The organism is Streptomyces sp. NPDC046465 (genome assembly GCF_040646035.1).
Classification (GTDB): Bacteria; Actinomycetota; Actinomycetes; order Streptomycetales; family Streptomycetaceae; genus Streptomyces.
Window position 1 is genome coordinate 206,212 of sequence record NZ_JBEYZK010000010.1, and the last position, 24,841, is coordinate 231,052.

The window sequence follows — 24,841 nt, forward strand, 5'->3', positions numbered from 1 at the left end:
TACTGCCAGGCCAACAGGACGTACAGTCCTGGACCTTGGTCGTCATCTTTGGCTGGGAGACGATGGAGGCATGGATCAGGGAGTAGCTGCAGTACTAGCGGGCGCCGTCGGCCTGGTGGGGGCCGTTGCTGGGGCCATCGCCGGCGGGGCCCTGGCCGTAAGGGGCGCAAAAATCGGCGGCAGTAAGGCAGTTGAGGCCGCACGGCTGCAAGTCGAAGGTCAGGCCGTCGCCGAACACCTTCAATGGGTACGAGGACAACGACAGCAGGCCTATGGGCGGCTACTTGATGCTCAATCTGCGGTCGAGGACACATTGGCGCGAGCGGCGCCAGCAATACGTGCCGGTGGGCGGCTAACCAATGAGGTACGCGATGAACTGGTGGAGCGTAACCTTGCCTTGCAGTCGTGCACGAGACAGATTGCGCTATGGGGCCCGGAAGAGGCCGTCCGCCTAGCGCATGCTCTTGCGTCCCATACGATCGAGGCTACTCAAGCTCTCCGGCGGGCGCAGGGATCCGGGGGCGCCTCTCCCAGGGGGCAGAGCCCAGAGTGGGCCCAGTGGGAAAGAGCAAACCGAGAGATGGCCGGGGCCCACTCTGTGTTTCTTGACCGAGCAGGGGCGATCATCCGCGACCCCAACCAGCCCGTTAACTAGTCGATGGCTGTGGCCCGCATTGCTGCCACGAATATCTGCCAAGCACGGGTGCTCGTAGCGATGTGAGATCCAAGCGGGTCCTTGGAGTCCCGCACGGCAACGGCGGTGCTACTCACGCCGACCTCGACGCACTCCCCGCCCATGCCGTTGCTGTAACTACTCCTGCGCCACTGCACACTTGGGTCCACCATCATCGGGAGTGCTCCTCCAAAACTCTCTTGATCAGCAATTCAGAACGTTGCGGGCTCAAAGCAAGCGCCCGGAGGTGGTCGAACGCCTTCCCGTAGAGGTCCACGTCTTTGGGGTCCTCAAGGTAGACGGAGTCTGTCAGCCCCTCGCGGTACACCACGTCCGGATCCTCTTGCTCGGGGAAGCCAAGGATCGTGAACGACCCCGTGGTGGGGTAAGCGCCCGCATCGAACGGCAGAACCTGGATCGTTACGGACCTCAACTCCGCCAATTCCAGCATACGTTCGAGCTGACGGGCCATGACTCCTCGATGGCCCACCACGTGCATCAGGGTGCTCTGGTGCACGACGGTCCAGAGGTCGGGTGCGCTGTCGCCCGTCAGGAGGTTCTGCCGTCGCATGCGGACCTCGACCATGCGCTGGATCTCGTCCGCGGAGTGGTCGGCCCAGGCGCGGCTCTGCTCCGAGGCGTAGTCGGGTGTTTGTAGCAGCCCGGGAATGAACTCGCTGTGGTAACTGCGCAGGCCGGATGCCGCTTGCTCCAGGCCGACGTACACGGAAAACCATGAAGGCACCGCATCCCCGTGGGCGTGCCACCAGCCCTTGGTCTTCGACTCCTTGGCCAGGGACTTGAGGAGCTTGCACAGCTCGTCGGGCGCCCCGTAGAAGCGACACAACGCGTCCACATCGGAGGGCTGGACGCGCCCTTGCCCCGTTTCCATGCGGTTGACCTTGGAGCTGCTCCAGTCCAGTTCGCTCCCCACGTGGCTGCACGTGAAGCCGTGCTCCTCGCGGAGCTTCTTGAGCTCGATAGCCAATCGGCGGCGGCGTGCAGTTGGAGACCCAGCCATGTCAACTCCCGGTGGTGTAGCGGAAGTCCCATCCCATCGGAAGTAGCGCGGCAGGCCAATCACTCCTTAGGGGGAATCCCTTCGTGCACGTTGCATGAGGGGATGTGCACTGAGACTCTCTTACTGAGAGTGATCCTCGATCACACAGCGCTGTGTGCGTTGCGGGAAGTGGGACGGCGATGATCTTTGTACGTGCAGGCTCCCGGCGGGCCCCCTGGGTGCAGCACTTCCTGGCCGATCCGCGCGAAGTGGCGCAGCTGCGAAGAGCGATGCAGCTTCACCTCACTCTGTGGGGGCTACCGGAGCTGACGGACGTGGCTCAGGTGTGCCTGACGGAGTTGGTGGCGAACGTCATCCGCCATGTCGGGGTAGGCACCCCTACGTCCCTCACGGTGATCGTGCGGGACGCCTGCATCCGGATCGAAGTACGTGACTCCGATGCTCGGGCGCTCCCAACGCTCCTTGATGCCACCCCTGATGGGGAGGCGGGGCGAGGGATGGCCGTCGTCGATGCGATGTCACAGCAGCGCTGGGGCGTCATTCTTGGCGGCGACTCGAAGACCGTCTGGTGCGAGTTGGCGTGCGAGCAGGACGTCCTCGAGGGGCTCAGTTGGGGACCGGCGGTAGGCCGAGCGGCGGAGCACTTGTCGCTCTCGGATGTGCGTCGAGGCCACCGCCAACCGGGGCGGGCCAGTGTCGCGGTCGCGGAGGAGGCGGCGATCGATCTGATCGCCGACCTCCTGCACTGGCTCCGAGCGCATGGCTGTGACCCTGATGAGGCGTTGGACCGAGCCCAGATGCACTTCGAGGCCGAGGGGTGAGTCAACGGGCCAATCAAGGCCTCGCTCTGTGGCGTTAGGACGAGGCGATTGCCGAGTACGTCCACACGTCGGCCGGCATTTCATGGTCGAGTTCCCACGTGATCGCCATGGGCTTGCTTCCTTCATGGGATACGTATCGGGCGGGCCCGAGCAGCATCCACGGCTCGGCCCCACCGATGTCCGTGTTCTTGTATCGGCGCACGAAGAGCAAGATGTGGCTACCGCGTTGGATGTGCTCCCGATACCTGCGCCCTGTCGTCGAATCTTCGTCGGTTTTGCCCTGGGACTCCCAGTGGAACCTGGTCGGACTCATCGCGTAGTCCTTGTACCGGACCGTAGGCGAGAAGTCCTTCTCGTCCTTCTCTAGCGTGATGAGGAGAGCATCAGAGTTGATCTCCTTAGCCTCAACCACTCCCTGCGCGAAGGACCGAGGCATCTGGCCCTCGAAACGGGCCACTCCGAGCGCCGCGAGGATCTCGGACCGGTTGTAGGAGCTGTGGATCTTCAGGGGGAGGCCGCTGTGTGGGCCCTCCAGCGAGAGGGGGAAGTGCTCCGCAGTAGCAAGGCAGTGATCGAGGACCTGGTGGAGCTCTTCTCGGACCGCCTTGTGCTCGCGCAATGCGGTCAGCCCCTCCTGGTACGAGGCGTAACCACCCGCCTGGTCCCAGAAGTTGAAGAACAGCATGCGTGCGTAGCCCTGCTCTGTCGGAGTCAGGGAGTCGTATGAGGGGGCGTCATCAGCCAGTAGCCGCTGGTACACCTCGATGCGCTCAAGGTCGTCCACGTGGAGAAAGGACGGGATGCGCTTCAGTAGCGCTGACTCGCCTTCGGGAGCGGTTTGGGGGAGTAGCTTGGCGCGGCGCAGCAAGCTGGTCCACGAGTTGCCGTTACCTCCGCGGTAGAGCTCCTTGAGCTCACGGCCGCTCTCCTCTAGATAGGGAGAGAGGCGCGGCTCGGAGTAGACGGCAACTTCACGGGCTAGCGCAGCCGCGTTGACGTTGAGCTGTTCCTTGATGTTCTTGATGATGGCCTGCTTGGCCTTCGCTTCCAGGATGATTTGGCAGCCTGACGGAAGCATCGGGAAGTCGTTGCTCAGGTTGTCGAGCAGACGCTTTCTTGTGAGATTCGTCAGGGCGCGAAACTGGTTCTCGAAGCGGAACTCCTTACGGTGCTGTCCAATGAAGTCGAGCACAGTAAGGACGGCCTTGTTCTCGGTCCGGCGTAGCCCGCGCCCCAACTGCTGTAGAAATACAGTGGCGCTCGCGGTGGGGCGGAGCAAGAGCAAGGTGTCGACATCAGGGATATCGAGGCCCTCGTTAAAGAGGTCGACGGAGAAGATCACCTGAATCTTGCCGACTTTTAGGTCGGTAAGAGCTTGTTCGCGCTCGTCGCGACGGCTTTCGCCCGAGAGTGCGACTGCATTAATACCTGCCGTTTGGAAGTATCGAGCCATGAAGCGCGCGTGTGGGACGGAGACGCAGAAACCGAGGGCGCGCATGGAGCTCGGGGAGCCTATCTTCTCCTTTACCGCTTTCACCACGAGGCGGGCGCGCATGTCATTGCCAGTAAAGACATTACTGAGGGAAGTTGAGTCGTAAGAGCCGCGCGTCCACTCCACTGAGCTCAAGTCAGTGTTATCGCTGATTCCGAAGTAGTGAAACGGGCTGAGCAGATCATTCTCCAGAGCCTCCCAGAGTCGCATCTCAGCCGCGATGTGCCCCTCGAAGAACTCATCCTGGATGTTCTTTCCATCCATGCGCTCGGGCGTAGCCGTCAGTCCGAGCAGCTCGCCAGGTGCGAAGTGATCAATGATCTTCCGGTAGGTGGGGGATGTTCCGTGGTGGAACTCGTCGATCACGATGACATCGAAGTGGTCAGGTGAAAGCTTGTCCAGCGTTCGGGAGGTGAGGGACTGCACACTCGCAAACACGTGTGTCCAGTCTCGTGGGATCTCGCCGCTATAGAAGAGCTCGCCAAAGTTCGCATCGTTCAGAACGTCTTGATACGTTCGCAGCGACTGGTCCAAGATTTCCTTGCGATGGGCCACGAAGAGAAGGCGTAGATCGCGCCCTGCATGACGACGTAGCTGCTTATAGTCGAGAGCAGCCATCACGGTCTTACCGGTTCCGGTAGCGGCAACTAGGAGGTTGCGGTGGCGACCTCGTACCGAGCGCTCAACTTCCAGGCGCTCCAGCATGTCCTTCTGGTGCGGATAAGCGGTTACTTCAAGGCCGGAGAGAGTGATGGTGTTCCTTCCAGTTCCATGAGTGCGCCCACTGGCTTGAGCTAGCGCCCCGTCCAACCGATCTGCATCATCCTCGGGGTGATACAGCTCGAATGTAGGTCGCTCCAGTAGGAGTCGAATGTGGCCTCGAACTTCCGCAGAACAGCAGGCGTAGCCACTGACGACATGCGGACATTCCATTCGAGACCGTCAAGAAGTGCAGCCTTGGAGAGGTTAGAGCTGCCTACGTAGGCCGTGTCGTATCCACTGTTACGGCGGAAGAGCCATGCTTTGGCGTGCAGTCGAGTGGATCGCAGCTCGTAGTTGATTTTGACTTCGGCGTTGAACTCGCTGACCAGGCGGTCGAGCGCCAGCCGCTCCGTAGCGCCGATGTATGTGGTGGTGATGACACGGATGGGAACTCCGCGGTCGCGGGCGGCGCGGAGGGACTGCTCAAGGACGCGGATGCCGTGCCATTTCACAAAGGCGCACAGGAGATCGACGCGGTCCGCTGTTGCAATCTCGGCACGCAACTCGAAGCCCAGGCTTGGGTCTTCGGGGGAGTTGGTGATCAGCGCGGTCTCGGACAGCGGGGTTGCGGGGCGGATGGCGTAAACGCCCTTGGCTTCTGGCTCAGCGATGGCGAGAAGATGACGTGGGCCTTCGGCCACGAGGTCGACCCACTCGCGGGCGCCAGCCAGAGTGTCAACCGACTCCAGGATGTGGTTGGCAGCATGCACCCGTTCAGCCTCGGGGAGATCCTGAAGCGTGCGGCGTACGGTCTCAGCTACGTGTCGGGCTAGGACGTGTGGAACCGACTCGGAGCCGATGACGCCATCGATGGCGTGCCGACCGTCCAAGTCGAGTTCCTTCAAGCGGCCCTCGAGCTTGAGAGTGATGAGCTGCTCGTACAGCCCAGAGGCTGGTTGTCTGTCGCCACCCATGTCAGTCATGCCTCAAATCCCCCGTAACTGCGGTGGCATTCATGCCAGGTCAACCGCCGATTCTGACCGTAGTGCAGAGGCGATTCGCAGAGGGGGCTCGCGACCGAAAACGCAGTGACAATCGGCCTGAAGGGGGCGGGAGTAAGCCTCGGGGGCTAGGTCAGGTGCACGATCTCGGTAGAGGCCACCGAGGGGACAGGGACACCATGGGCTGCTGTCACTCCCCGTGGCACTGCCCGTAAACCCGGCCCGACCCACACCAACACACCGCCCCCGCCTCCGGAGGCCAAGACGCCGCCCGGCCCCGTGCCGCCAGTGTCGTCGCGTACTGGGGGAGGAGGGTCGGGTCGGCCGGGGACGTGCCCTCGGAGGCGGCGAAGGCCTCGTAGGAGGGGACCGTTCCCGTGACGATGCCGAGGTTCGGGGTGCCGGAGGCGGCGAGTTCGCGGAGGGAGGACTCTATGGTCGACAGGTGCGCCTCGTAGGACGGGTATTCCGAGGCGAGGGACGGGTACGCCGTGAGGAGTTCCGTCAGTTCCGTCGCGGGCCAGTGGAGGATCGCCACCGGGAAGGGGCGGGACAGCGCCTCGCGGTAGGAGCCCAACTCCGCCTGGATGCGGGCGATTTCCGCGCGCAGCTCCGCCGGGTTCTCCGAGCCGAGGGACCAGACGCGCTTCGGGTCGTGCAGTTCGTCCAGGGAGACCGGTGCCGTGGAGACCCGGTCCGCCAGGGCGTCCCATTCGTCGTGGTCCGCGCCCAGGAGGCGGCGTACGCGGTGGCGGCCGAAGAGCAGCGGATGCGTCGCGTACGGGGGCTCCGACGTCGGCGGCAGAAGCAGCGTCGCCGCCTCCGTGAACGTCTCGTGCGCCTGCTCCAGCTCGTCGTGCGATTCCAGGGACTCCGCCACGATCACCCACGGAGCCGGGTCGCGGGGCGCCGCCACGCGGACGCCGTCGATGATCGCCCTCGCCTCCGCCTCGTGTCCGTACTCCCAGAGGTTCGAGGCCTTCAGGGCGCGGATGAGGAGAGGGGAGCCCGGGGGCGTCTCCGCGGAGAGCAGGCGGTCGTAGAGCGTCGTCGCGCGGTCGCGGGCACCGGCGAGTTCGAGGTGGGCCGCGGCTTGGAGGAGGAGCGGCTCGGTGTCCTCCGGGTACAGGCCGGCCGTGCGTTCCAGGCGCGCGGCTTCGGCGATGTGGTCGACGTCGACGTGGTCGGCAGCAGCAGGCTTGTCGGGGCGCATACGGGACACGGTACTGCCGAGGGGGGCCCTAGCAGGAGGGGTGGTTCGGCTGCCGCCTGGGGCGGCCATGGATTGTTGCGGGAGCAGCGCCTATCCTCCGGGCGGCCGCGCCCCTCCCAGGGGCGGTGAGGCGTCGGGAGCGACCAGGATCAACCAGGACACGGCCTTCGGTCAGGAAAGAGCCTTCGGTCGCGAAAGAGCCTTCGGTCACGAAAGAGCCTTCGGTCAGGAAAGAGCCCTCAGCCAAGGAGGCCCCGTGCGCGCAACGGTTCCCGTGGTCCAGCACGGGCGCGCCCGGCGCCGAACCCCCGCGGTGCGCGCCCTGTGGGGTGCCGCCGAAGCCGCCGTCACCCTCGGACTCGTCCTGCTCCTGCTCGTCGCCCATCAGCTGTGGTGGACCAACCGGCAGGCCCGCGCCGCCGCCGAGCGGAAGGTGGCGGCCCTTGAGGAGGCGTGGAAGGAGTGGGGGGAGGAGGGCGGCCCCGGGGGCGGCCCCGACGCCGGTGACGGTGCGCCGCCCGCCTCTCCCGTCGGCGCCGGGGACCGCGCGGACGGCGGCCGGGACCGTAGCCACGCGGGCGACGAGGGCGACGAGGGTGACGCGGACGACGCGGACGACGCGGGCACCGGATCCGGTTCCGGCTCAGACCCCGCCCCCACCCCCCGCTGGGACCAGGCGTACGCCGTCCTCCGCATCCCCCGCATCGGAATCCGCGTCCCCGTGGCCGAGGGCGTGAGTAAGAGGGCCGTGCTCAATCACGGGTACGCGGGGCATTACCCCCGCACCGCCCAGCCCGGCCGGGCCGGGAACTTCGCCCTCGCCGGGCACCGCAACACCCACGGTGAGCCCTTCCGGCACATCAACCGGCTCCGGCGTGGGGACGAGATCAGGGTCGAGACCGCGCACGCCGTCTATACGTACGTCGTCGACAAGGCGCTGGCGCGGACCTCCGCCCGCGACGGCGGCGTGATCGGCGCGGTGCCGCGCAGCGAGGTGCGCCGGGGGTACGGGTACCGCGAGCCCGGGTACTACGTCACGCTCACCACCTGCACCCCCGAGTACACCTCCAAGTACCGGCTCGTCGTGTGGGGCAAGCTGCGCGCCATGCGGCCGCGTTAGCCGAGCGGAGGGGACATGCCGCGGCCCCGGATAGGGTCAGGCCTCGTGATCGCTCGACGTCCCCATCTCCTCTGGCTGCTCGGCCCCTTCGTGCTGTATCTCGGGGCCCTGCCCCTCGCCAATCGCGTGCGGCCCGTCGTTCTCGGGCTGCCCTTCCTCTTCTTCTGGCTGCTCTGCGCGACCCTCCTCACGCCCGTGTGCGTGTGGCTCGCCCACCGAGGTGACCTGAAGCGGCGAAGCAACAACAGAAGGAGCGGCGGGCATGAGTGACGGCGCCATTGCCACCGCCGTCTTCGGCGTCTTCATGGTGGGGACCGTCGCCCTCGGCCTCGCCGCCGTGCGCGGGCGCGGCAAGCAGGGCGGGATCGCCGAGTGGTCGGTGGGCGGGCGCAGCCTCGGCGCCGTCTTCATCTGGGTGCTCATGGCGGGCGAGGGCTACACCAGCTTCAGCTATCTGGGGGCCGCGGGCTGGGGGTACAACTACGGGGCTCCCGTGCTCTACGTCGTCGCGTACATGTCCTGCGGGTACGCCGTGGGGTACGTCGTCGGGCCGATGCTCTGGTCCTACGCCCGGCGCCACGGGCTCGTCAGCATCTCGGACATGGTCGCCCACCGGTACGGGCGGCCCTGGCTCGGCGCCGGTGTCGCGCTGCTCGTCACCGTTTTCCTGCTGCCCTACATCCAGCTGCAGATCACCGGCATGGGCGTCGTCGTCTCGACCATTTCCTACGGTGCCATCAGCCTCAACTGGGCCTATTTCATCGGCTTCGCGGTCACCACCGGCTTCGTGGTGGTGAGCGGGCTGCGCGGGAGCGCCTGGGTCTCCGTGCTCAAGGACGTGCTGGTCGTCGGGACCCTCGCCTTCCTCGCCCTCTACGTACCGCAGCACTATTTCGATGGATACGGGCCGTTCCTCGACCGGATCGTGAGCGAGAAGAGCGACTGGCTCACGCTGCCGGGAAGCGGCGGCAGCCCGTACGGGCAGGCGTGGTTCGCCACGACGTCGCTGCTCAACGCGGTGACCGTGGTTATTTTTCCGACCACCGTCGCCGGGTACCTGGGGGCGCGCAGCGCGGACGGGCTGCGGCGCAACGCCATCTGGCTGCCCGCCTACAACGTGCTGCTCTTCGTGCCCATGCTGCTCGGCATGGCCGCGGTCTTCGTCGTGCCGGGGCTCGTCGGCGCCGAGTCCAATCTGGCGCTCTTCAAGCTGGTGGTGGATTCGCTGCCCGCGTGGGCCGTCGGCGTCATCGGGGTCGCGGCCGCGCTCTCCTCCATCGTTCCCATGGCCGTCTTCATGCTGGTCATCGGGACGATGTGGGGCAGCAGCGTGCTGTCGCTGCTGCCCCGCTGGCGCACCCCGCAGCGGCAGAAGCTCGCCTCGCAGGGCGTGGTCGTCGTCGCGGGAGGGCTCGCGCTCGCGATGACGTACGGGGCGCCCAACACCCTCGTACGGCTCTCGCTCATCTCGTATGAGGGGATGGCGCAGCTCGTACCGATCCTGCTGCTCGGCTTGGTGTGGCGGAAGCTGACCCTTGCGGGCGCGCTGAGCGGGCTCGTCGTGGGCGTCGGGGTCGTGTGCGCGCTCGTCTTCACCGACCGTGACCCCGTCGCCGGGGTCAACGCGGGCATCGTGGCGCTCGCCCTCAACCTGGCCGTGGCGCTCGCCGTCACGTACGGAGGACCGGCCGACCGCGCGGATCCCAGGCCGGACGAGGAGGTCCTCGCGCGCGACCCCATGGACGGGCCGGAGGGCGACGGGCCGGACGGTGACGGGCCAGACGGTGACGGCCCGGACGGTGACGGGCCGGACGGGGGCGGGCTCAGTTCCGCCGCTCCCTCAGGAGCAGCACGCTGACCGCCGCGAGAACGGCGAGCCCCGCCGAGACCACCACGGCCACATCCGTGCCGCGCTCCAGGTCGCCGGAGGACGTGGACACCGCGATCATCAGCGCGACCCCCGCGGCCGAACCGATGTAGCGCGCCGTGTTGTTGGCGCCCGAGCCCATCGCGGCGCGCTCGGACGGCACGGACTCGACCGCGAGCAGCGGGAGCGCGGCGTTGAGCAGGCCGCTGCCCGCGCCGGATACGACGAGTCCGGGCAGCACGCGGAGCCAGGACCCCGCGGACGCCGCGCCCAGCATGGTCAGGACGGCGACGGCGTGCAGGGCGAAGCCCAGGGCCAGTTGGTGGCGCGCGGAGACCCGGCCGATCAGGCGTCTGGCCTGCAGGGCCACGGCGAACGAGACGCCGGACCAGAGGAAGATCAGCCACGCGGCGTTCATCGCGGACAGGCCAAGGGTGTGCTGGAGCAGCGTCGGCAGATAGCTGAGCAGCGCGATCACGGAGAAGCCGGTGAACAGCGCGCCCGCGGTGGCCGCGAGGAACGGTGCGCGGCGCAGCAGGCCGAGGTCGAGCAGCGGCGCCGCGGCACGCCGTTCGACGAGGACGAACGCCGTGGTGAGCACGAGGGCGGCGGCGAGCAGTGCGCCCACCGGCGTACGGAGCCAGCCGTCGCGGCCCAGCGTGAGCGCGGCCACCAGCGCGATCAGCGCGAGGCCGAGAGTGAGGGCGCCCGCCAGGTCGGGGCGGCCGCCGCGCGGGGCGCGGGACTCCGTCAACGTACGCGGGACGAAGGCGGCCACGACGAGGGAGGCCAGGCCCATGACGGCGTACGCCCAACGCCAGTCGACCGTCGCGATGCCGCCCGCGATGAGCGGACCGACGGCGATCCCGGCGCTCACGCACGCGCCCCAGATTCCGGTCGCCCTGACCCGCCCCGGCCCCGCGGGGAAGGCCTGCACGAGCAGGCCGAGGCTGGTCGCGAGGATCGCCGCACTGGCCGCGCCCTGCGCGACGCGGGCCAGCGTGAACAGCCAGGTGGAGGTGGCGAGGGCACCGAGCGCGGTGGTGAGGCCGAGCCCGATCGTCCCGGCGAGGAAGATCCGTCGGCGGCCGTGGTCGTCGGCGAGGCTGCCCGCGACCAGCAGGAACGCGGCGAGGCCGAGCGGGGTGCCGTTGAGCAGCCAGGCCTGGGCGGAGAGCGAGGTGCCGAGGGAGGCCGCGGTGTCGGGCAGGATCACGGCGGGCGCGCTGTAGGTCATGAGGGCCACGGCGGTGGCGGAGCTGGTGACGGCCAGGGTGGCGACGGGGTGGTGGGGGCGGAGGGTGCGAGGGGCGCCAGGGGTGTGGGAGGTACGGAGAGTGCTGTGTGGCGGCGCGGGGGTGGGGCGGGGCATGCGTCTGGCTCTCCTGGGTTCAGTGAATGAACTTCGTAGGTGTGGATCACCGTAGCAGCCGAGGTTCATTCACTGAACCTTCTGCGGGAGAAAGGATTAGGGTGGACGCATGGCTCTCGGCAAGGACTACGTCTCGCAGCAGTGCTCGGTCGCCCGCGCGCTCGAGATCGTCGGGGAGCGCTGGACCTTCCTCGTCGTTCGCGACGCGATCTACGGAGTGCGGCGCTACAACGACTTCCTCGTCCACCTCGGCATCCCACGGGCCGTCCTCGCCCAGCGCCTCCAGACGCTCACCGGTGCCGGAGTGCTGGAGAAGCGGTCCTGCGCGAGCTCGCCGTCCCGCCATGAGTACGTCGTGACGGAGCGCGGCCTGGAGCTCTGGCCGACCCTGTGCGCGCTCGGCGCCTGGGGCCGCAGCCACTTCACCGACAACGAGGCGTGCCGCGTCTTCCGGCACGCGGCGTGCGGTACGGATCTCGGGGTGGTCGGGAACTGTCCGGCCTGCGGGATCCTCGTTCCGGTCGCGGACGTCGAGATGCTGCCGGGTCCCGGGCTCGATCCGGACCCGAAGGATCCGGTCAGCCGCGCACTGGCCCGTCCCCGCAGGCTCCTTCAGGTCGTCGAAGTCGATCCTGTATAACGGCAGTAATACCGATACGGGATACGACGGGATACGAGGGAGGGTGGACATGGCTGAGCCGCACGGCGTCGCCGACATGCGCGGAACGTTGCGCAACGCGATCCGTGGCGGAAAAGCCGCCGCACGTCCCGCCTTGCTCCTCCTGTTCCTCCTCGTCGAGGTCGTCCTCGTCGACACCGGCAGCCTCACCGCCGCCGTCGCGCTCGCCGCGACCGCCGCCGCGGGCTCCGCGCTCGCCGTCTGCTCCGTGATCGCCGCGCGCTGCGCGCCCGCCGTGCCCCGCACCCGGGTCCGTACGGCCATCCGCGACCGCGAGCGGCGCACCGCCTTCCTGCCGCAACGCGATCCCGACGCCAAGGGCCGCAGGCGCCCTCGAGCACCCGGACGCGCCCTCCCGACGACCGCGTAGGGCGCGAGGCAGCGCAGCGAGGCGGCAGTACCGGCAGACCACCGCCACATCACCGCCACATCACTGCCACACCACCTCACCCATCACCACCACCCCGCGCCCCTTCGCGGCTCGTCACGCCGACGCGACGTCTCCCGTCGCCCTCTCTTCCGAACCGGCAGCAACCGGTTCCCTCGGCACGACGAGTCCCTCGGAGGGCTACTCCATGTCCAGCTTCATGTCCGTGTTCGCCGCCCTGGTCGAGCACATCGCCGACCTCCTCGACCCGCTCTTCCACGGCTCGGCGACCGCCGCCGCGATCGTGCTGTTCACCGCCTGCGTACGGCTCCTAGTCCACCCCTTGTCGCGCGCTTCGGCCCGCGGCCAGCGGGCGCGCGCCAAGCTCTCGCCGCAGATCGCGGAGCTGCGCAAGAAGCACGGCAAGAACCCCGAGAAGCTGCAGAAGGCCGTCCTGGAGCTGCACCGCAAGGAGAAGGTGTCGCCGCTCTCCGGGTGCCTGCCCAGCCTCTTCCAGCTCCCGGCCTTCTTCCTCCTCTACCACCTCTTCTCCAACTCCAGCATCGGCGGCGACGCGAACACGCTGCTCGACCACACCCTCTTCGCCGCGCCGCTCGGCGGCCGGTGGAAGGACGCGCTGGCCGACGGCGGGGTGTTCGGCGCGCAGGGCCTGGTCTACCTGGCGCTGTTCGCGATCGTCGCGGCGGTCGCCACCTTCAACTACCGGCGCACCAAGCTTCAGATGGCGGCCAATCCGCTGCCGCAGGTCGGGTCCGGGTCAGGGGTCGGGTCCGGGTCCGGAGCCGGGGCCGGTGGCCAGCAGGTGCCGGGTATGGGTGCCATCGCGAAGGTGATGCCGCTGATGTCGTTCATGACTCTGTTCACGGTGGCCGTGGTGCCGCTGGCCGCCGCGCTGTACGTGGTGACCAGTACGACGTGGAGCGCGGTCGAGCGGGCGGTCCTTTACCGGGACATGCCGGGCACCGCCGGGGCGCTGGCCGCCGCTGTCTGAGGCCGGGGCTACCGCCCGGTAAAGGTCCAGTACGTGAACGGGGTATTGCGGACCGGACGGCGAGCTTGGACGATCGACCAAACCACACCTCCGATGGCCGCAACCCATCGGCCGGGCTACCGAGAATGGAGTCTGACCATGAAGCTGCTGCGAGTCGGTACGGCTGGGGCGGAGCGCCCGGCGCTTCTCGGCAACGACGGCACCGTCCGTGATCTGTCGGGCATCGTCGCCGACATCGACGGCGAGGTGCTCGCCGACGCCGCCGCGCTCGGCCGTATACGGGCCGCCGCCGACGCCGGTGACCTGCCCGTTCTCGACGCCGATGGGCTGCGCGTGGGGCCGCCGGTGGCGCGGATCGGCAAGGTCGTCTGCATCGGGCTCAACTACCACGACCACGCCCGCGAGACCGGGGCCGAGCCGCCCGCCGAGCCGGTCATCTTCTTCAAGGCGGCCGACACGGTGGTCGGCCCTGACGACACGGTCCTGGTGCCGCGCAACTCGGTGAAGACGGACTGGGAGGTCGAGCTCGCCGTAGTCATCGGACGTACGGCGCGCTACCTGGAGTCGCACGAGGAGGCGCTGGCGCACGTCGCGGGGTACGCGGTGGCGCACGACGTCTCCGAGCGCGAGTTCCAGATCGAGCGGGGCGGCACCTGGGACAAGGGCAAGAACTGCGAGACGTTCAACCCGCTGGGCCCCTGGCTGGTCACCGCCGACGAGGTGGCGGACCCGCAGGCGCTGTCCCTGAAGCTCTGGGTCAATGGCGAGCTGAAGCAGGACGGCACGACCGCCGACCAGATCTTCCCGGTCGCCGAAGTGGTGCGGTACGTGAGCCAGTTCATGACGCTCCACCCCGGCGACGTGATCAACACGGGGACGCCCGCGGGCGTCGCGATGGGGCAGCCCGAGCCGAAGCCGTACCTGCGGGCGGGCGATGTGGTGGACCTGGAGATCGAGGGTCTGGGGCGGCAGCGGCAGGTGCTGAAGGGGGCATAAGAGCCTCTCTTGGAGCCTCTCCTGTAACCCCCCGCGATGCGGCGCGCGGCGTTCCCGGTCCGCCGGGGGCGCCTGCGCGTCATCATGACGCCATGGGGGTGACGCCATGGGACTGACTCCGGCCGAAGCGGCGCTCAGCGGGACGGCGTTGGGGGCGCTCGCGACGTCCTCCAGTGCCTGGCTCATTCAGCGCGCCACGACACGGCGCGAGCGCGAGAACCGCATCTGGGACCGGCGGATGGCGGTCTACGACGAGGTGATGATCGTCGTCCGACGGATGGCGGGATTACGGGAGACCGTCCTGCGGACCGGCGCCTTTCCCGAACGGCGCGCGGGCGAGACGGGCCCCGCCGACGACATGTCCCCGCTCCTCGCCCGCCTGGAGATCTACGGCAGCGACGCGCTGTTCGGCGCCTGTAAGCGCGCTTTCACCGCGTGGCGGCAGTGGAATCTTGCCTGGGCGAAATGGCGGACGCAGCGGGAGAACAATCCCCGGATCAGCGACAACGACGAATTCTGGGTCGAGTTCAAGGTGACCGTGCGGAAATCACGTAAGGCGGATCGTCGTGTGCTCGCACTGCTGCGGGCCGAAGTGCACCCTGAAAAGCCGACCCTGTGGCGGAAGTTGCTCGTGCGAGCAAAGAGCCTGAAAGGGTTCGAGGTCCTGAAAGGGTTCAAGGTGTCGAATCCGTTCCGGAGGCGATCGATCGGCCCGTGAGGCAAGAACCGCGCGTGAGGCAAGAACTGCGCTGAGCGGGCGCAGGGAAATGCGTGTCGACGAAAATCAGCCTTCCTTCCGGCATATTCCATGGGGTGGCGCTCCAGGCGATATCGCGGCAACCATTTCTGGCTACCATGGCGTCTCCCTTGCGAAAGCGGGGGTTCACTCAGGGTCCGGACGGGGGGCTGGCCCGTGGTGTACGACGAGCACTTCATCGAGATCTTCCGGAGCGGTTGCCGACAGGGCGGCGCATGCCGGCGGGGGGACGACTGCCGCAGGGACGAGGGTCTCGGGCAGGTCGACAGCTGCCGACGCGGTTCAGGGGTACGTCTCACGCGGGAGTTCGCCCTGACCGCAGCGCACTGCCTCAGGGCCCGAGAGCTCAAGGGCCTCGACACCGTCATGCTCCGCCTCACCGACGGCAAGCAGGTCGCCGGAGAGGTCCTGGACTACGACAGGCGCTCCGACCTCGCGCTCCTGAACCTCACCTTCCCGGAGGGCGAGGACATCCGGCTCCCCGGCGTGTGCTTCGACGACGCCCGGCAGGACGAGCTGTGGAAGGCGACGCACCAGCCGCCGGACTCCGACGACGTCCTGACGGGCAACGTGGCCGAAATCTCGTACGAGTACGGGGAGCTGCAGAAGGGCGTCAAGATCTGCGCGCTGCGGCTCAACTGCCGTGCCAGCCTCGGTGACTACTCGGTGTACGCGGGCAGTCCCGTGGAGCGCGGGGGCCCCTACGGGCCGACCGCGGTCCTCGGACTCATCGTCGAGCGGCGCGCGGGGGACGGTACACCGGGGGACACGGTCTTCGCGGGCACGATCCGCGAGGCGGTCAGGCAGTTCGACCGCTTCCGGTTCCGGATCGAGGACCTGTCGAGGGACCAGAGGCCCCTCGCGGTCAGGCCCTATGCGGTGGAGGCGACCGAGACGGAGCAGCGGCTCCGGGTCAGCGCCGCCGTGGAGGAGGCCCTGAGGCGGGCGGGCCACGACTCCGTGGTGGACGTCCACTGGATACGCCGCTGACCCAGCACTCCGGCACGTGGGCCGGCGACATCCCGGGAGGGACCATGATGACCACGCAGTACTTGGACGACGCCATCGCGGTCGCGGAGCGGATGCTCCTGGCGCCCGACAGTCCGTGTCCACGGGACAGGGACCGCCTGGCGGCCTTTGTGAAGCACGTCCGCAGGCCCGACCGGGCGGACCGTTCCCAGCAGTTACGGGCAGGGAAGCTCATCCATCTGGCCAAACTGCTCGGTGCCCTCGGCATGAAGACGCTGTCCGTGTCGGTGGCCGACATGACCCTGCGGCACATGGAGACCGTGGAGGCGGACCATGAGGTCTACGCGGCCCACATCTGGAACGAGTTGGGCGCGCTGTTCGCCGAGCACGGCGATCTGGAACGGTCGCGGCTCGTCCTGTGCAGGGCGCTCGGCAGGGCGAGGGTGGGGGACGGCGTCCCCGAGCGTGGCCGGATACTGGCCAATCTGAGCGCTGTCAGCCTGCGCAGGCGTGACCTGGCCGACGCGGGGTTCTGGGCCGACAAGGCGCTGGAGGAGATGGACGAGCGCTCGGGCGACGACCCGGACGCGCGCCTGACGGCGGACCAGGTGCAGTTGGAGGTGGCCAGGGAGAGCAGGGACATCGTCCGGATCAAGGACCGGCTGCAGAAGTTCGACAGGTCGGCGGAGCACTCCATCGCCCTCAAGGGCGGCGACCACCCGAGCGCCATCGCCGCGCGGCGCGCACTGGCCACGGCGAAGTTCGAGACGGCCGAGGGCGGTCACGACGCGGAGCTGCGGGAGTTGGAGGTCGTCAGGCTGAACGCGGCGGCGTTCCTCGGGGCGACGCACCGCGAGACCATCGTGGCCCAGGCGGCGCTCGCGGTCGCCGAGTTCGAGGCGGCGGGTGGTTCGGGCAGCCCGCTGCGCAGGCGGCGGGCGGTGACCCTCCTTGAAGAGGCCGAGGAGATGGCCGTGGAAGCGCTCGGCAGGGAGCACGACCAGACCCTCGCGATACGGGAGGCGCTCGCGCATCTACGAGCGGTCACCGTGCAGACGGACGACCTTCCGTACCGCATCGACCGGACGTACACGCCGCAGGAGAACGACATCCGCAACGCGGAGAAGAAGCGGGCGATCGACGCGGAACGCAACGTCATCCGGCTCACCGCGCACGCCGGTGCCTCGTATTTCCTGCCCGACCTCGACGTCTTCTACTGGCAGATCCACCGCGCCCTGGAGCGCGGCACTTACTTCCACGTGATTCTGAGCAGTCCTTGGAACAACCTTGCGATCTTCATGCAGCACGACGCGCAGGACATCGTGGACCGGGTGCGGGCGAGCACCTATTACCGACAGACGTTCCTGCCGGTCATCGACTCCTATCTGGCCCTGCGCGACCACTTCCCCGGCCGCATCGAGCTGAAGCTGACCCCGACCGACATCTCGGGTTCGACGCTGCTCACCTCCGACGCGGGATTCTTCGAGCCGTACATCACGATGAATCCCCTGCAGCGCACCCGTAGGGGTTTGAGCGTCTTCGAGCACCGGTTCCTCAGCGACAGCAAGTACTACGAGGACAGTCTGGCCGCGTTCCGCACACAGTGGGAACTCACCAGTACCTGGGAGCAGTTCGGCATGCACGAGGAGAAGCACAAGGAGCGGCTGCGGGCGCTCATGACGACGCAGTCCGACGACCGGTGGAGCAAGAGTTGAAGAACGGTCTCAGGGGCAGTGCTCTCACGGGTAGTGCAGGGTGCCGTTGCGGAAGCTGCGCAGGACACCCACCGAGGAGATGAAGAGGTCGTCGGGCAGCGCGTCCAGGGGCCAGAACTGCCAGCGCTCACAGCGGTCCGGCTCGCGTACGTGGACGTCGCCGGTGTAGTCCGTGACCTCGACGCCGATCTGCATGTGGTGGTTGGCGGCAGGGTCCGGGTCGGTGACGCAGGCGACCCGCAGGTCCAGCGCGCGGATGCCGGTCTCCTCCGCCAACTCCCGGCGTGCGGCGCCCCGCAGGGACTCGTTCGGCTCCAGGTGGCCGCCGGGCAGGCCCCAGGTGCCGGCGCCGAAGCAGTTGGCCCGCAGCCCGAGCAGGATGTCACCGTCGCGGCGGACGATGGCCTGGACGCCTACGCGTACGTGCGTCGTCATCGGAGCTCCTCACAGGTCCGGTTGATCTTCACAGGTCCGGTGGGTCTTCACAGGTCCGGTAGGTCTTCCGGGTCCGGGTACGTTCCGGCGAAGTTCTCGACGTTCCTGGCGGGGGTGACGAGTTCGGCGGGCCGGAGCGTGCGGTCCGCCAGCCTTTCGAAGAGGTTCCCCATTCTGCGTTCCTCACCCGCGTCGACGACGACGATCTCGCAGTCCGGGTCGATGAAGAAGTAACTGCCGGTGCGGGTGCGGTTCCTGTACACCCGCAGGGGCACCCCGTGCTCGCGGGCGGCCTTCTCGCACTCCCTCACCACCTCCTCGAACTCCTCGTCTCCGATGGCCAGCCAGTCCCGGTTGTCCGCCCCGTAGTTGGTCTCGGACATCTGGTAGACCTTCCACACGTGGGGCTTGGCGCCCTCCTCGGCCAGGTCCAGGACTCTTGGGGCGCCCTTGACGTTGAGGCGTGTGACGACGGTGCCGAGCTTCACCTGGACGTGCCGGTGGTTCTTGCGTACCTCCTTGAGCAGACCGAGCACCCGGTCGCGGTGCGGCGCCGGACTGCCGGTGCGCATCAGGCCGTGCTCCGTCTCATCCCTGGACTCCAGCGGGAGGGCCAGCCAGGAGAGGTGGGGGAGGATGCGGTGCATGGCCTTGAGCGGGGCGAGACCGTTGGTGCTGAGGACCACGCGGGGCGGCGGTCGGCCGTCGTCGAAGGGCTTGCTCAACTCCCCCGCGAGGTCCGGCAGATAGGGGAGCAGGGTCGGCTCTCCTCCGGAGATGACGACGCCCCGCACCCCGCCGTCCCGCAGGACGCCGACCACGCTCCGAGCCGTGTCCCACGACATGGAGGGGACCTCGTGACGCGGTCCGAAACAGAAGGGGCAGCTGAGGTTGCAGCGTCCGACGGGGCGTAGGTCCACGAATGGAGGCAGCTGCATGGTAGGGAGATTAGAGGCTGGCCCTCTCCCCCGCGGTCAGCGGGGGAGCCCTGCCACACGTTCGGCTGAACAGCCGTCGTTCGGCTGCACGGACGAGGGGCGCAGGTGGTCGAATTTCAGCCGGACTGCGCCGCGAGGTGCCGCTCCAGCGCCGCCACGACCAACGCATGATCCTCGACCTGAGGCAGCCCCGACACCACCACCGTGCCGATCACTCCCGCCCCCTCGACCGCGATCGGAAACGCGCCGCCGTGCGCCGCGTATACGTCGGGGTCGAGTCGGGAGGAGTCCTCGAACGTCGTGCCCTTGGCGCGGAATCGGGTGCCGACGAGCAGGGACGAGCAGCCGTACCGCTCGACGACCCGGCGCTTGCGGTCGATCCACGCGTCGTTGTCCGGGGTCGAGCCCGGCAGCGCCGCGTGGAAGAGCTGCTGGCCGCCGCGGCGGATGTCGACCGCCACCGGGGCGCGGCGCTCTCGGGCCAGCTCCACCAGGAGCGTGCCGAGCGCCCACGCGTCGTCGTGGGTGAAGCGGGGGAGGACCAGGCGGGCCTCCTGGGCGGTCAGTTCGTCGATGGTGGGCGCCGCCTTCTTTGCCGTGTCACTCACAGCGTCACCGTCACACCGTCGCGCGCCGAGCGGCGGGCGGCTTCGAGGACGTCCAGGGCCGCGGCGGCCTCGTGCGCGGTGACGGGGTTCTCGCCGGTGCCGCGCAGCGCGTCGGCGATCGCCGCGTAGTACGCGGGGTAGTCGCCCGGCAGGGTCCGGAGCGGGCGGCCGCCGCCCGTCAGGGGGGACTCGCCGGAGCCGACCCGGCCCCACATCGACTCGCACTCCACGCCCCACGGATCCTGCGTCGCGGGGCGCTTGCCGTCGCGCAGCGCCGCCTCCTGCGGGTCGAGGCCGTACTTCACGTAGCCCGCCTGCGAGCCGAGGACCCGGAAGCGCGGGCCGAGCTGCGCGGTGGTGGCGCTGACGTAGAGGTGCGAGCGGACGCCGTTCGCGTGGGTGAGCGCGAGGAACGTGTCGTCGTCGGCCTCCGCGCCGGGGCGGCGCACGTCGGACTCCGCGTACACGCTCACCACCGGGCCGAAGAGCACCAGGGCCTGGTCGACGACGTGGCTGCCGAGGTCGTAGAGGAGACCGCCGATCTCCTCGGGGTTCCCGGACTCGCGCCAGCCGCCCTTCGGCTGCGGCCGCCACCGCTCGAAGCGGGACTCGAAGCGCCATACGTCGCCGAGCTCGCCGTCGGACAGGAGTTGACGCAGCGTGCGGAAGTCGTTGTCCCAGCGGCGGTTCTGGAAGACGGACAGGAGCAGCCCGCGCTCGTCGGCGAAGGACGCCAGCTCGCGCGCCTCGGCGGCGGTGCCCGCGATCGGCTTGTCCACGACGGTCGGCAGGCCCGCCTTGAGGGCGGCGGTGGCGAGCGACACGTGTGTCTTGTTCGGGGAGGCGATGACGATCAGGTCGAGCTCGTCCGCGCGCTCCCACAGCTCGTCGGCCGACGTGGCGCAGCGCAGATCGTCGCCGTACTCGGCGCGGGCCTGCGCCTGCCGCTCGGGGTTCGACGTCACGACCGTGTCGAGGACGAGGCCCTCGGTGGCGGCGATCAGCGGGGCGTGGAAGACGGAACCCGCGAGGCCGTACCCGACGAGGCCGACGCGGAGGGGAGAGCGTGAAGAGCCTGTGCCAGTCATGCCTTCCACTTAAGCAACGGTGTTGCCAAAGTGCAAGCGGGCGGGACAATGGGCCCGTGAAGTCGTACGTGAACAGGGTGAACCCCGGAGTGAACCTGCCGGCGCTGCGCGGGCACAACGCCGCGCTCGTGCTCGATCTGCTGCGCGCGGCGGGCGAGGCGGGCATCAGCCGCCTGGAGCTCGCCGAGCGCACCGGCCTGACCCCGCAGGCCGTCAGCAAGATCACCGCGAGGCTGCGCGCCGAGGGCCTGGCCGCCGAGGCGGGCCGCCGCGCCTCGACGGGCGGCAAGCCCCGCACCGTGCTGCGCCTGGTCCCCGCCGCGGGCCACGCGGTCGGCCTCCACCTGGACCGCGACGAGCTGACGGCGGTCCTCGTCGATCTGACGGGGACGGTGGTCGCCGAGCGCCGCGCCCCGCTCGCCTTCGGCGCGGGCGCGCGGGCGGTGGTCGAGGTGGCGGCGGGCGAGGTGCGGGAGCTGCTGAAGGGCGGGGAGGGCGCTGGTGCGGAGTGCGCCGGTGGGGATGAGGACGGTGGGGGCGAGGAGTGTGGGGGCGAGGACGGTGGTGCGGGCGGGGGGCGGGTTTCCGGGGTCGGGGTCGCGCTGCCGGGGCCGCTCGATCACGCCGAAGGAGTGCTGCACCGGGTCACCGGGTTCCCGGAGTGGGACGGGTTCGCGCTGCGGGACGCGCTGGGGGCGCGGCTCGGGCTGCCCGTCACCGTGGACAAGGACACCAACGCCGCCGCCCTCGGCCTGGCCCTCGCGGGTGCCGCCGACTCCTTCGCGTACCTCCACCTCGGCACCGGCCTCGGCGCGGGCCTCGTCCTCGGCGGCGCCCTCTACCGCGGCGACCGCACCGGCGCCGGTGAATTCGGCCACCAGGTGCTGCAATTGGACGGCCCGCGCTGCGAGTGCGGGGACCGGGGCTGCGTCGAGGCGCTCTGCCTCGCGGCGGTCGCCCGGGGCGAGCTCGACGAGGCGGCGCGGGTGCTCGGCACGGCCGCCGGGAACCTCGTCGGCCTGCTCGACATCGACCGCGTGCTGCTCGGTGGCCGGACCGTGTTCGCCGCGGCGGACCTCTTCGTACGAGGGGTGGGCGCGGTCGTCGCCGAACGCGTCCGGCGCGGGGGCGGGGCCACCGCCCAAGTGCCGGTGGGCCTCGCCCCGGGAGGGGAGCGAGGAGTCGCCGAGGGCGCGGCCCAGCTCGTCCTCGCGCCGCTCTTCGGGCGGGCGGCTATTCAGGCAGTGGCCTGTCCTGGACGACGTTCTTCATGACGAGGGTGGACGTCAGGCGCTGGACGCCGGGGAGCCGGGCGAGCTGCTGGTCGTAGAGCTGCTGGAACGCGGCCAGGTCGGTGGTCGCGACCCGTAGGAGGTAGTCGGGCTCGCCGAACAGGCGCTGCGCCTGCAACACGTGCGGGACGGCGGCCACGGCCTCTTCGAAGGAGGTGACGGTGTCGGGGGTCTCCCAGCGCAGCGTGGCGAAGACGAGGGCCTCGAAGTGCAGGCCGACCGCCGCGGGGTCGACGACGGCCCGGTAGCCGCAGATGGCGCCCTCGCGTTCGAGGTCGCGCAGTCGGCGGTGGCAGGGCGAGACGCTGAGCCGCACGCGAGCGGCCAGCTCGGTGACCGTCAGGCGGCCGTCCAATTGCAGCTCGGTAAGAATTTTCCGGTCCATGGCGTCCATGGAGAAGAGTTTCCCCCAAAACCCGCGATCATGGGGTAAAGACGCAAACACCTTTGGGCATATCCGACCTAGCCTTCCCTCCGGAACAAGTAGTGCGAGAGGGAACGGAACGATCGATGGATACGACGACGCTGGCGGCCTTCCTCGCGGTGGACCTGCTGCTGGTGTTCACACCGGGCGCGGACTGGGCCTACGCGATCTCCGCCGGACTGCGGGGGCGCTCGGTCGTGCCTGCCGTCACCGGGCTGATCGCCGGACACGCGGCCTATGCGCTGGTGGCCGTCGCGGGCCTGGCGATGCTCGTGGCGAACTCCCCGGCCACCCTCACGGTTCTGACCGTGGCGGGCGCGGGCTATCTGCTGTGGCTGGGCTGGGGAGTCCTGCGGCAACCGGCCGTTCCGGCGGGCGCGGGCGGGAGCACGGCCGCGGGCGAGGGTACGGCTGCGGGCGAGGGTACGGCTGCGGGCGGGAGCACGGCTGCGGGCGGGAGTGCGGATGTCTCCCGTATCCAGGTCATGCTGAAGGGGGCGGGGATAAGCGGCCTCAACCCGAAGGCCCTGTTGCTGTACTTCTCGCTGTTCCCGCAGTTCATCGACCCTGCCACGGGCTGGCCCGCCGCCGCGCAGACCGGTCTGCTCAGCACGGTGCACCTGACCGCGTGCGCCGTCGTCTACCTCGCCGTCGGCGTCCTGGCCCGCACGGTCCTGAGCACCCGGCCTTCGGCCGCCCGGATCGTCACCCGCGTCAGCGGCGCCATGATGATCGCCATCGGTGGCCTTCTGCTGGTGGAGGCCCTGGTCGGCTGAGGCTCGATCGGTCTCCCGTTACGTGCGGGGCCTGAGCAAATCGTCCACGAGCGTGTCCACCAGGCCGCGGGGGATGCTCGCACCCGTCAGCGCGCGGTAGACGATCGGGCCGACGAGCGCGTCGGCCGCGGCGTCGGCGCCGAGCTCCGGGGAGATCTCGCCCGCGTCGATCGCGCGCGTGAGCATGGCGCGTTCCTGCGCGCGGCGGGGGTCGAGGTAGCGCTGGTGGAAGCTCTGGGCCGTCTCCGGGCTGTGCTGCGCCTCGGCGATGAGCGCGAGCAGGACCTTGCCCGCGGGGTCACGGGTGAGGAACCGCGCGAAGCCGCGCAGATAGCCGCGGATGGATTCGGCCGTGGGCTGCTCCGCGGGGACGGGGAGGCGTTTGTCGCTGTCCTCGATCAGGGTGTCCAGGAGGATCTCGACCTTCGAGGGCCACCAGCGGTAGATCGTCTGCTTCGCGACACCGGCACGTCGGGCGATCGCCTCGACGGTGAGCCCGCCGAAGCCGTTCTCGACGAGCAGGTCGTCCGCGGCGTGGAGCACGGCCAGCCGCGCGGACTCGTCGCGCCGACTGCCGGAGTGAGGCCTGCGGGGCTGGGAGGTCGGGGCGGGCATGCGGACACGATACCCGGGGGTGGCGGAGGGTTCCGGGGGCATCGTCCGGAATCGCGCTGGCATCGTCCAGAAACTCATTGCCTAGACGCGACGGTGCGTCTAGGCTAATTTCCCGACCACTTCTCCGACCACTTCTCCGGCCGTTTCTCCGGCCACTGAGGAGCACGTATGACTGCTGGTACGTCCGACACCGGCACCCGGCACGCCCTCGTCATCGGGGCCTCCCGGGGGTTGGGGCTCGTGCTCACCGACGAGCTCGCCCGGCGTGGCTGGCACGTCGTCGCCACGGCCCGGCAGGCCGGTGACGAGCTGCGGGCGAGCGCCGACGCCGACCACGGGCGCGTCCGCCTGGAGACGCTGGAGATGACGAGCTCCGACCAGCTCGCCGCGTTGCGCGAGCGCCTGGCGGGCAGTCGGCTCGACCTGCTCTTCGTCAACGCCGCGATCGACCGGGGGGACCTGCCGATCGACGAGGTGCCGACCGGCATGTTCACCGAGGTGATGGTCACCAACGCGCTGAGCCCGCTGCGCACCCTGGAGGCACTCCGCGACCTCGTCGTACCCGGTGGAACCGTCGCGGTCATGTCCTCCGACCAGGGCAGCATCTCGCGCAACACCGAGGGCGGCTACGAGCTGTACAAGGCCAGCAAGGCCGCGCTCAACCAGCTGATGCGCAGCTACGCCACCCGTTACGCCGACGACGGCCGGACCAAGCTGCTCATCGACCCCGGCCACAACCGGACCCGGCTCGGCGGCCCCGACGCGCCCCTCGCGCCGCACGAGAGCATCCCGGCCGTCGTCGACGTACTCGAAGCGCAGGCGGGCGCCCCCGGGCTGCAGTTCCTTGACCGGCACGGCGAGCCCGTGCCTTGGTAGCTGCGGTAGCCG

General features: G+C 69.1%; 24 protein-coding genes and 1 pseudogene. 14 read left to right on the forward strand and 11 right to left on the reverse strand.

Annotated features, from left to right (window positions below):
- Nucleotides 1-651: 651 nt before the first annotated feature.
- Together ABZ953_RS17720 and ABZ953_RS17725 are read right to left on the reverse strand one after the other, a co-directional pair.
- Nucleotides 652-849 (reverse strand): DUF397 domain-containing protein, encoded by a 198-nt coding sequence (locus ABZ953_RS17720; protein WP_361724049.1) that lies wholly within the window; start codon nucleotides 847-849, stop codon nucleotides 652-654.
- Nucleotides 846-1,694 carry a helix-turn-helix transcriptional regulator gene (locus ABZ953_RS17725; RefSeq protein ID WP_361724052.1) on the reverse strand — a complete coding sequence of 283 codons (849 nt, stop codon included), beginning with the start codon at nucleotides 1,692-1,694 and terminating at the stop codon, nucleotides 846-848. Before ABZ953_RS17725 ends, ABZ953_RS17720 begins: the two co-directional genes overlap by 4 nt.
- 218 nt (nucleotides 1,695-1,912) lie before the next feature.
- Between ABZ953_RS17725 and ABZ953_RS17730 the strand changes: the two genes are divergently transcribed.
- A complete protein-coding gene (locus tag ABZ953_RS17730; RefSeq protein ID WP_361724055.1) occupies nucleotides 1,913-2,515 on the forward strand; it encodes an ATP-binding protein in 603 nt (200 codons plus the stop codon).
- 34 nt (nucleotides 2,516-2,549) lie between these two features.
- Here the strand turns inward: ABZ953_RS17730 and ABZ953_RS17735 are convergent.
- Both ABZ953_RS17735 and ABZ953_RS17740 read right to left on the reverse strand, forming a co-directional pair.
- Nucleotides 2,550-5,692, reverse strand: a pseudogene (locus ABZ953_RS17735) (DUF3427 domain-containing protein).
- A gap of 208 nt (nucleotides 5,693-5,900) precedes the next feature.
- Nucleotides 5,901-6,923 (reverse strand): SEC-C domain-containing protein, encoded by a 1,023-nt coding sequence (locus ABZ953_RS17740; protein ID WP_361724058.1) that lies wholly within the window; start codon nucleotides 6,921-6,923, stop codon nucleotides 5,901-5,903.
- Nucleotides 6,924-7,179: 256 nt separating this feature from the next.
- Here ABZ953_RS17740 and ABZ953_RS17745 point away from each other — a divergent pair, with 256 nt between their 5' ends.
- From ABZ953_RS17745 to ABZ953_RS17755, 3 genes are read left to right on the forward strand one after another with little or no spacing between them, the layout of a single operon-like run.
- Nucleotides 7,180-8,043: a class E sortase gene (locus tag ABZ953_RS17745; protein ID WP_361724061.1), complete on the forward strand. Its 864-nt coding sequence runs from the start codon at nucleotides 7,180-7,182 to the stop codon at nucleotides 8,041-8,043.
- A 45-nt stretch (nucleotides 8,044-8,088) separates the two neighbouring features.
- Complete coding sequence (locus ABZ953_RS17750; RefSeq protein ID WP_361724064.1) at nucleotides 8,089-8,313, forward strand: DUF3311 domain-containing protein; 225 nt, start codon at nucleotides 8,089-8,091, stop codon at nucleotides 8,311-8,313.
- Nucleotides 8,306-9,901, forward strand: a complete 1,596-nt coding sequence (locus ABZ953_RS17755) for a sodium:solute symporter family protein (protein WP_361724067.1) — start codon at nucleotides 8,306-8,308, stop codon at nucleotides 9,899-9,901. The genes ABZ953_RS17750 and ABZ953_RS17755 overlap by 8 nt, the downstream gene beginning before the upstream one ends.
- Here the strand turns inward: ABZ953_RS17755 and ABZ953_RS17760 are convergent.
- Complete coding sequence (locus ABZ953_RS17760; RefSeq protein WP_361724070.1) at nucleotides 9,867-11,282, reverse strand: MFS transporter; 1,416 nt, start codon at nucleotides 11,280-11,282, stop codon at nucleotides 9,867-9,869. The genes ABZ953_RS17755 and ABZ953_RS17760 overlap by 35 nt on opposite strands.
- Nucleotides 11,283-11,391: 109 nt before the next feature.
- Here ABZ953_RS17760 and ABZ953_RS17765 point away from each other — a divergent pair, with 109 nt between their 5' ends.
- The 7 genes from ABZ953_RS17765 (at nucleotide 11,392) to ABZ953_RS17795 (ending at nucleotide 17,777) form a co-directional block, all read left to right on the forward strand.
- Entirely contained in the window at nucleotides 11,392-11,922 is a 531-nt protein-coding gene (locus ABZ953_RS17765) for a helix-turn-helix domain-containing protein (protein ID WP_361724073.1), read from the forward strand.
- Nucleotides 11,923-11,998: 76 nt separating this feature from the next.
- Nucleotides 11,999-12,331: a DUF6412 domain-containing protein gene (locus tag ABZ953_RS17770; protein WP_361724364.1), complete on the forward strand. Its 333-nt coding sequence runs from the start codon at nucleotides 11,999-12,001 to the stop codon at nucleotides 12,329-12,331.
- A gap of 205 nt (nucleotides 12,332-12,536) precedes the next feature.
- The gene (locus ABZ953_RS17775; RefSeq protein ID WP_361724076.1) at nucleotides 12,537-13,340 is read left to right on the forward strand and encodes a YidC/Oxa1 family membrane protein insertase; all 804 of its coding nucleotides are present in this window, start codon (nucleotides 12,537-12,539) and stop codon (nucleotides 13,338-13,340) included.
- Between the two features lie 138 nt (nucleotides 13,341-13,478).
- Nucleotides 13,479-14,336, forward strand: coding sequence for a fumarylacetoacetate hydrolase family protein (locus ABZ953_RS17780; protein WP_361724079.1), 858 nt, complete (start codon nucleotides 13,479-13,481; stop codon nucleotides 14,334-14,336).
- A 106-nt stretch (nucleotides 14,337-14,442) separates the two neighbouring features.
- Nucleotides 14,443-15,054 (forward strand): hypothetical protein, encoded by a 612-nt coding sequence (locus tag ABZ953_RS17785; RefSeq protein ID WP_361724082.1) that lies wholly within the window; start codon nucleotides 14,443-14,445, stop codon nucleotides 15,052-15,054.
- Nucleotides 15,055-15,249: 195 nt separating this feature from the next.
- Nucleotides 15,250-16,083, forward strand: a complete 834-nt coding sequence (locus ABZ953_RS17790) for a trypsin-like peptidase domain-containing protein (protein WP_361724085.1) — start codon at nucleotides 15,250-15,252, stop codon at nucleotides 16,081-16,083.
- Between the two features lie 44 nt (nucleotides 16,084-16,127).
- On the forward strand, nucleotides 16,128-17,777 hold the full coding sequence (locus ABZ953_RS17795) for a hypothetical protein (RefSeq protein ID WP_361724087.1): 1,650 nt from the start codon (nucleotides 16,128-16,130) through the stop codon (nucleotides 17,775-17,777).
- Between the two features lie 24 nt (nucleotides 17,778-17,801).
- On the opposite strand, the gene ABZ953_RS17800 is transcribed toward ABZ953_RS17795, so the two are convergent.
- The 4 genes from ABZ953_RS17800 to ABZ953_RS17815 all read right to left on the reverse strand — a co-directional run bounded on the left by ABZ953_RS17800 (nucleotide 17,802) and on the right by ABZ953_RS17815 (nucleotide 20,846).
- Nucleotides 17,802-18,212: an NUDIX domain-containing protein gene (locus ABZ953_RS17800; protein WP_361724090.1), complete on the reverse strand. Its 411-nt coding sequence runs from the start codon at nucleotides 18,210-18,212 to the stop codon at nucleotides 17,802-17,804.
- 47 nt (nucleotides 18,213-18,259) lie between these two features.
- On the reverse strand, nucleotides 18,260-19,150 hold the full coding sequence (locus ABZ953_RS17805; RefSeq protein WP_361724093.1) for a radical SAM protein: 891 nt from the start codon (nucleotides 19,148-19,150) through the stop codon (nucleotides 18,260-18,262).
- Nucleotides 19,151-19,266: 116 nt separating this feature from the next.
- Complete coding sequence (locus ABZ953_RS17810; RefSeq protein WP_361724096.1) at nucleotides 19,267-19,758, reverse strand: heme-degrading domain-containing protein; 492 nt, start codon at nucleotides 19,756-19,758, stop codon at nucleotides 19,267-19,269.
- On the reverse strand, nucleotides 19,755-20,846 hold the full coding sequence (locus ABZ953_RS17815) for a Gfo/Idh/MocA family oxidoreductase (protein ID WP_361724099.1): 1,092 nt from the start codon (nucleotides 20,844-20,846) through the stop codon (nucleotides 19,755-19,757). Before ABZ953_RS17815 ends, ABZ953_RS17810 begins: the two co-directional genes overlap by 4 nt.
- A gap of 56 nt (nucleotides 20,847-20,902) precedes the next feature.
- On the opposite strand from ABZ953_RS17815, the gene ABZ953_RS17820 reads away from it, so the two are divergent.
- Nucleotides 20,903-22,120, forward strand: a complete 1,218-nt coding sequence (locus ABZ953_RS17820) for an ROK family transcriptional regulator (protein ID WP_361724102.1) — start codon at nucleotides 20,903-20,905, stop codon at nucleotides 22,118-22,120.
- Here ABZ953_RS17820 and ABZ953_RS17825 read toward each other — a convergent pair.
- Entirely contained in the window at nucleotides 22,080-22,532 is a 453-nt protein-coding gene (locus tag ABZ953_RS17825) for an Lrp/AsnC family transcriptional regulator (protein ID WP_361724105.1), read from the reverse strand. The genes ABZ953_RS17820 and ABZ953_RS17825 overlap by 41 nt on opposite strands.
- A 116-nt stretch (nucleotides 22,533-22,648) precedes the next feature.
- Between ABZ953_RS17825 and ABZ953_RS17830 the strand changes: the two genes are divergently transcribed.
- Nucleotides 22,649-23,338, forward strand: coding sequence for a LysE family translocator (locus ABZ953_RS17830; RefSeq protein ID WP_361724108.1), 690 nt, complete (start codon nucleotides 22,649-22,651; stop codon nucleotides 23,336-23,338).
- Between the two features lie 18 nt (nucleotides 23,339-23,356).
- Here the strand turns inward: ABZ953_RS17830 and ABZ953_RS17835 are convergent, their stop codons facing one another.
- Nucleotides 23,357-23,953: a TetR/AcrR family transcriptional regulator gene (locus ABZ953_RS17835; protein WP_361724110.1), complete on the reverse strand. Its 597-nt coding sequence runs from the start codon at nucleotides 23,951-23,953 to the stop codon at nucleotides 23,357-23,359.
- Between the two features lie 168 nt (nucleotides 23,954-24,121).
- Between ABZ953_RS17835 and ABZ953_RS17840 the strand changes: the two genes are divergently transcribed.
- Entirely contained in the window at nucleotides 24,122-24,829 is a 708-nt protein-coding gene (locus tag ABZ953_RS17840; protein WP_361724113.1) for an SDR family NAD(P)-dependent oxidoreductase, read from the forward strand.
- Nucleotides 24,830-24,841 lie beyond the last annotated feature (12 nt).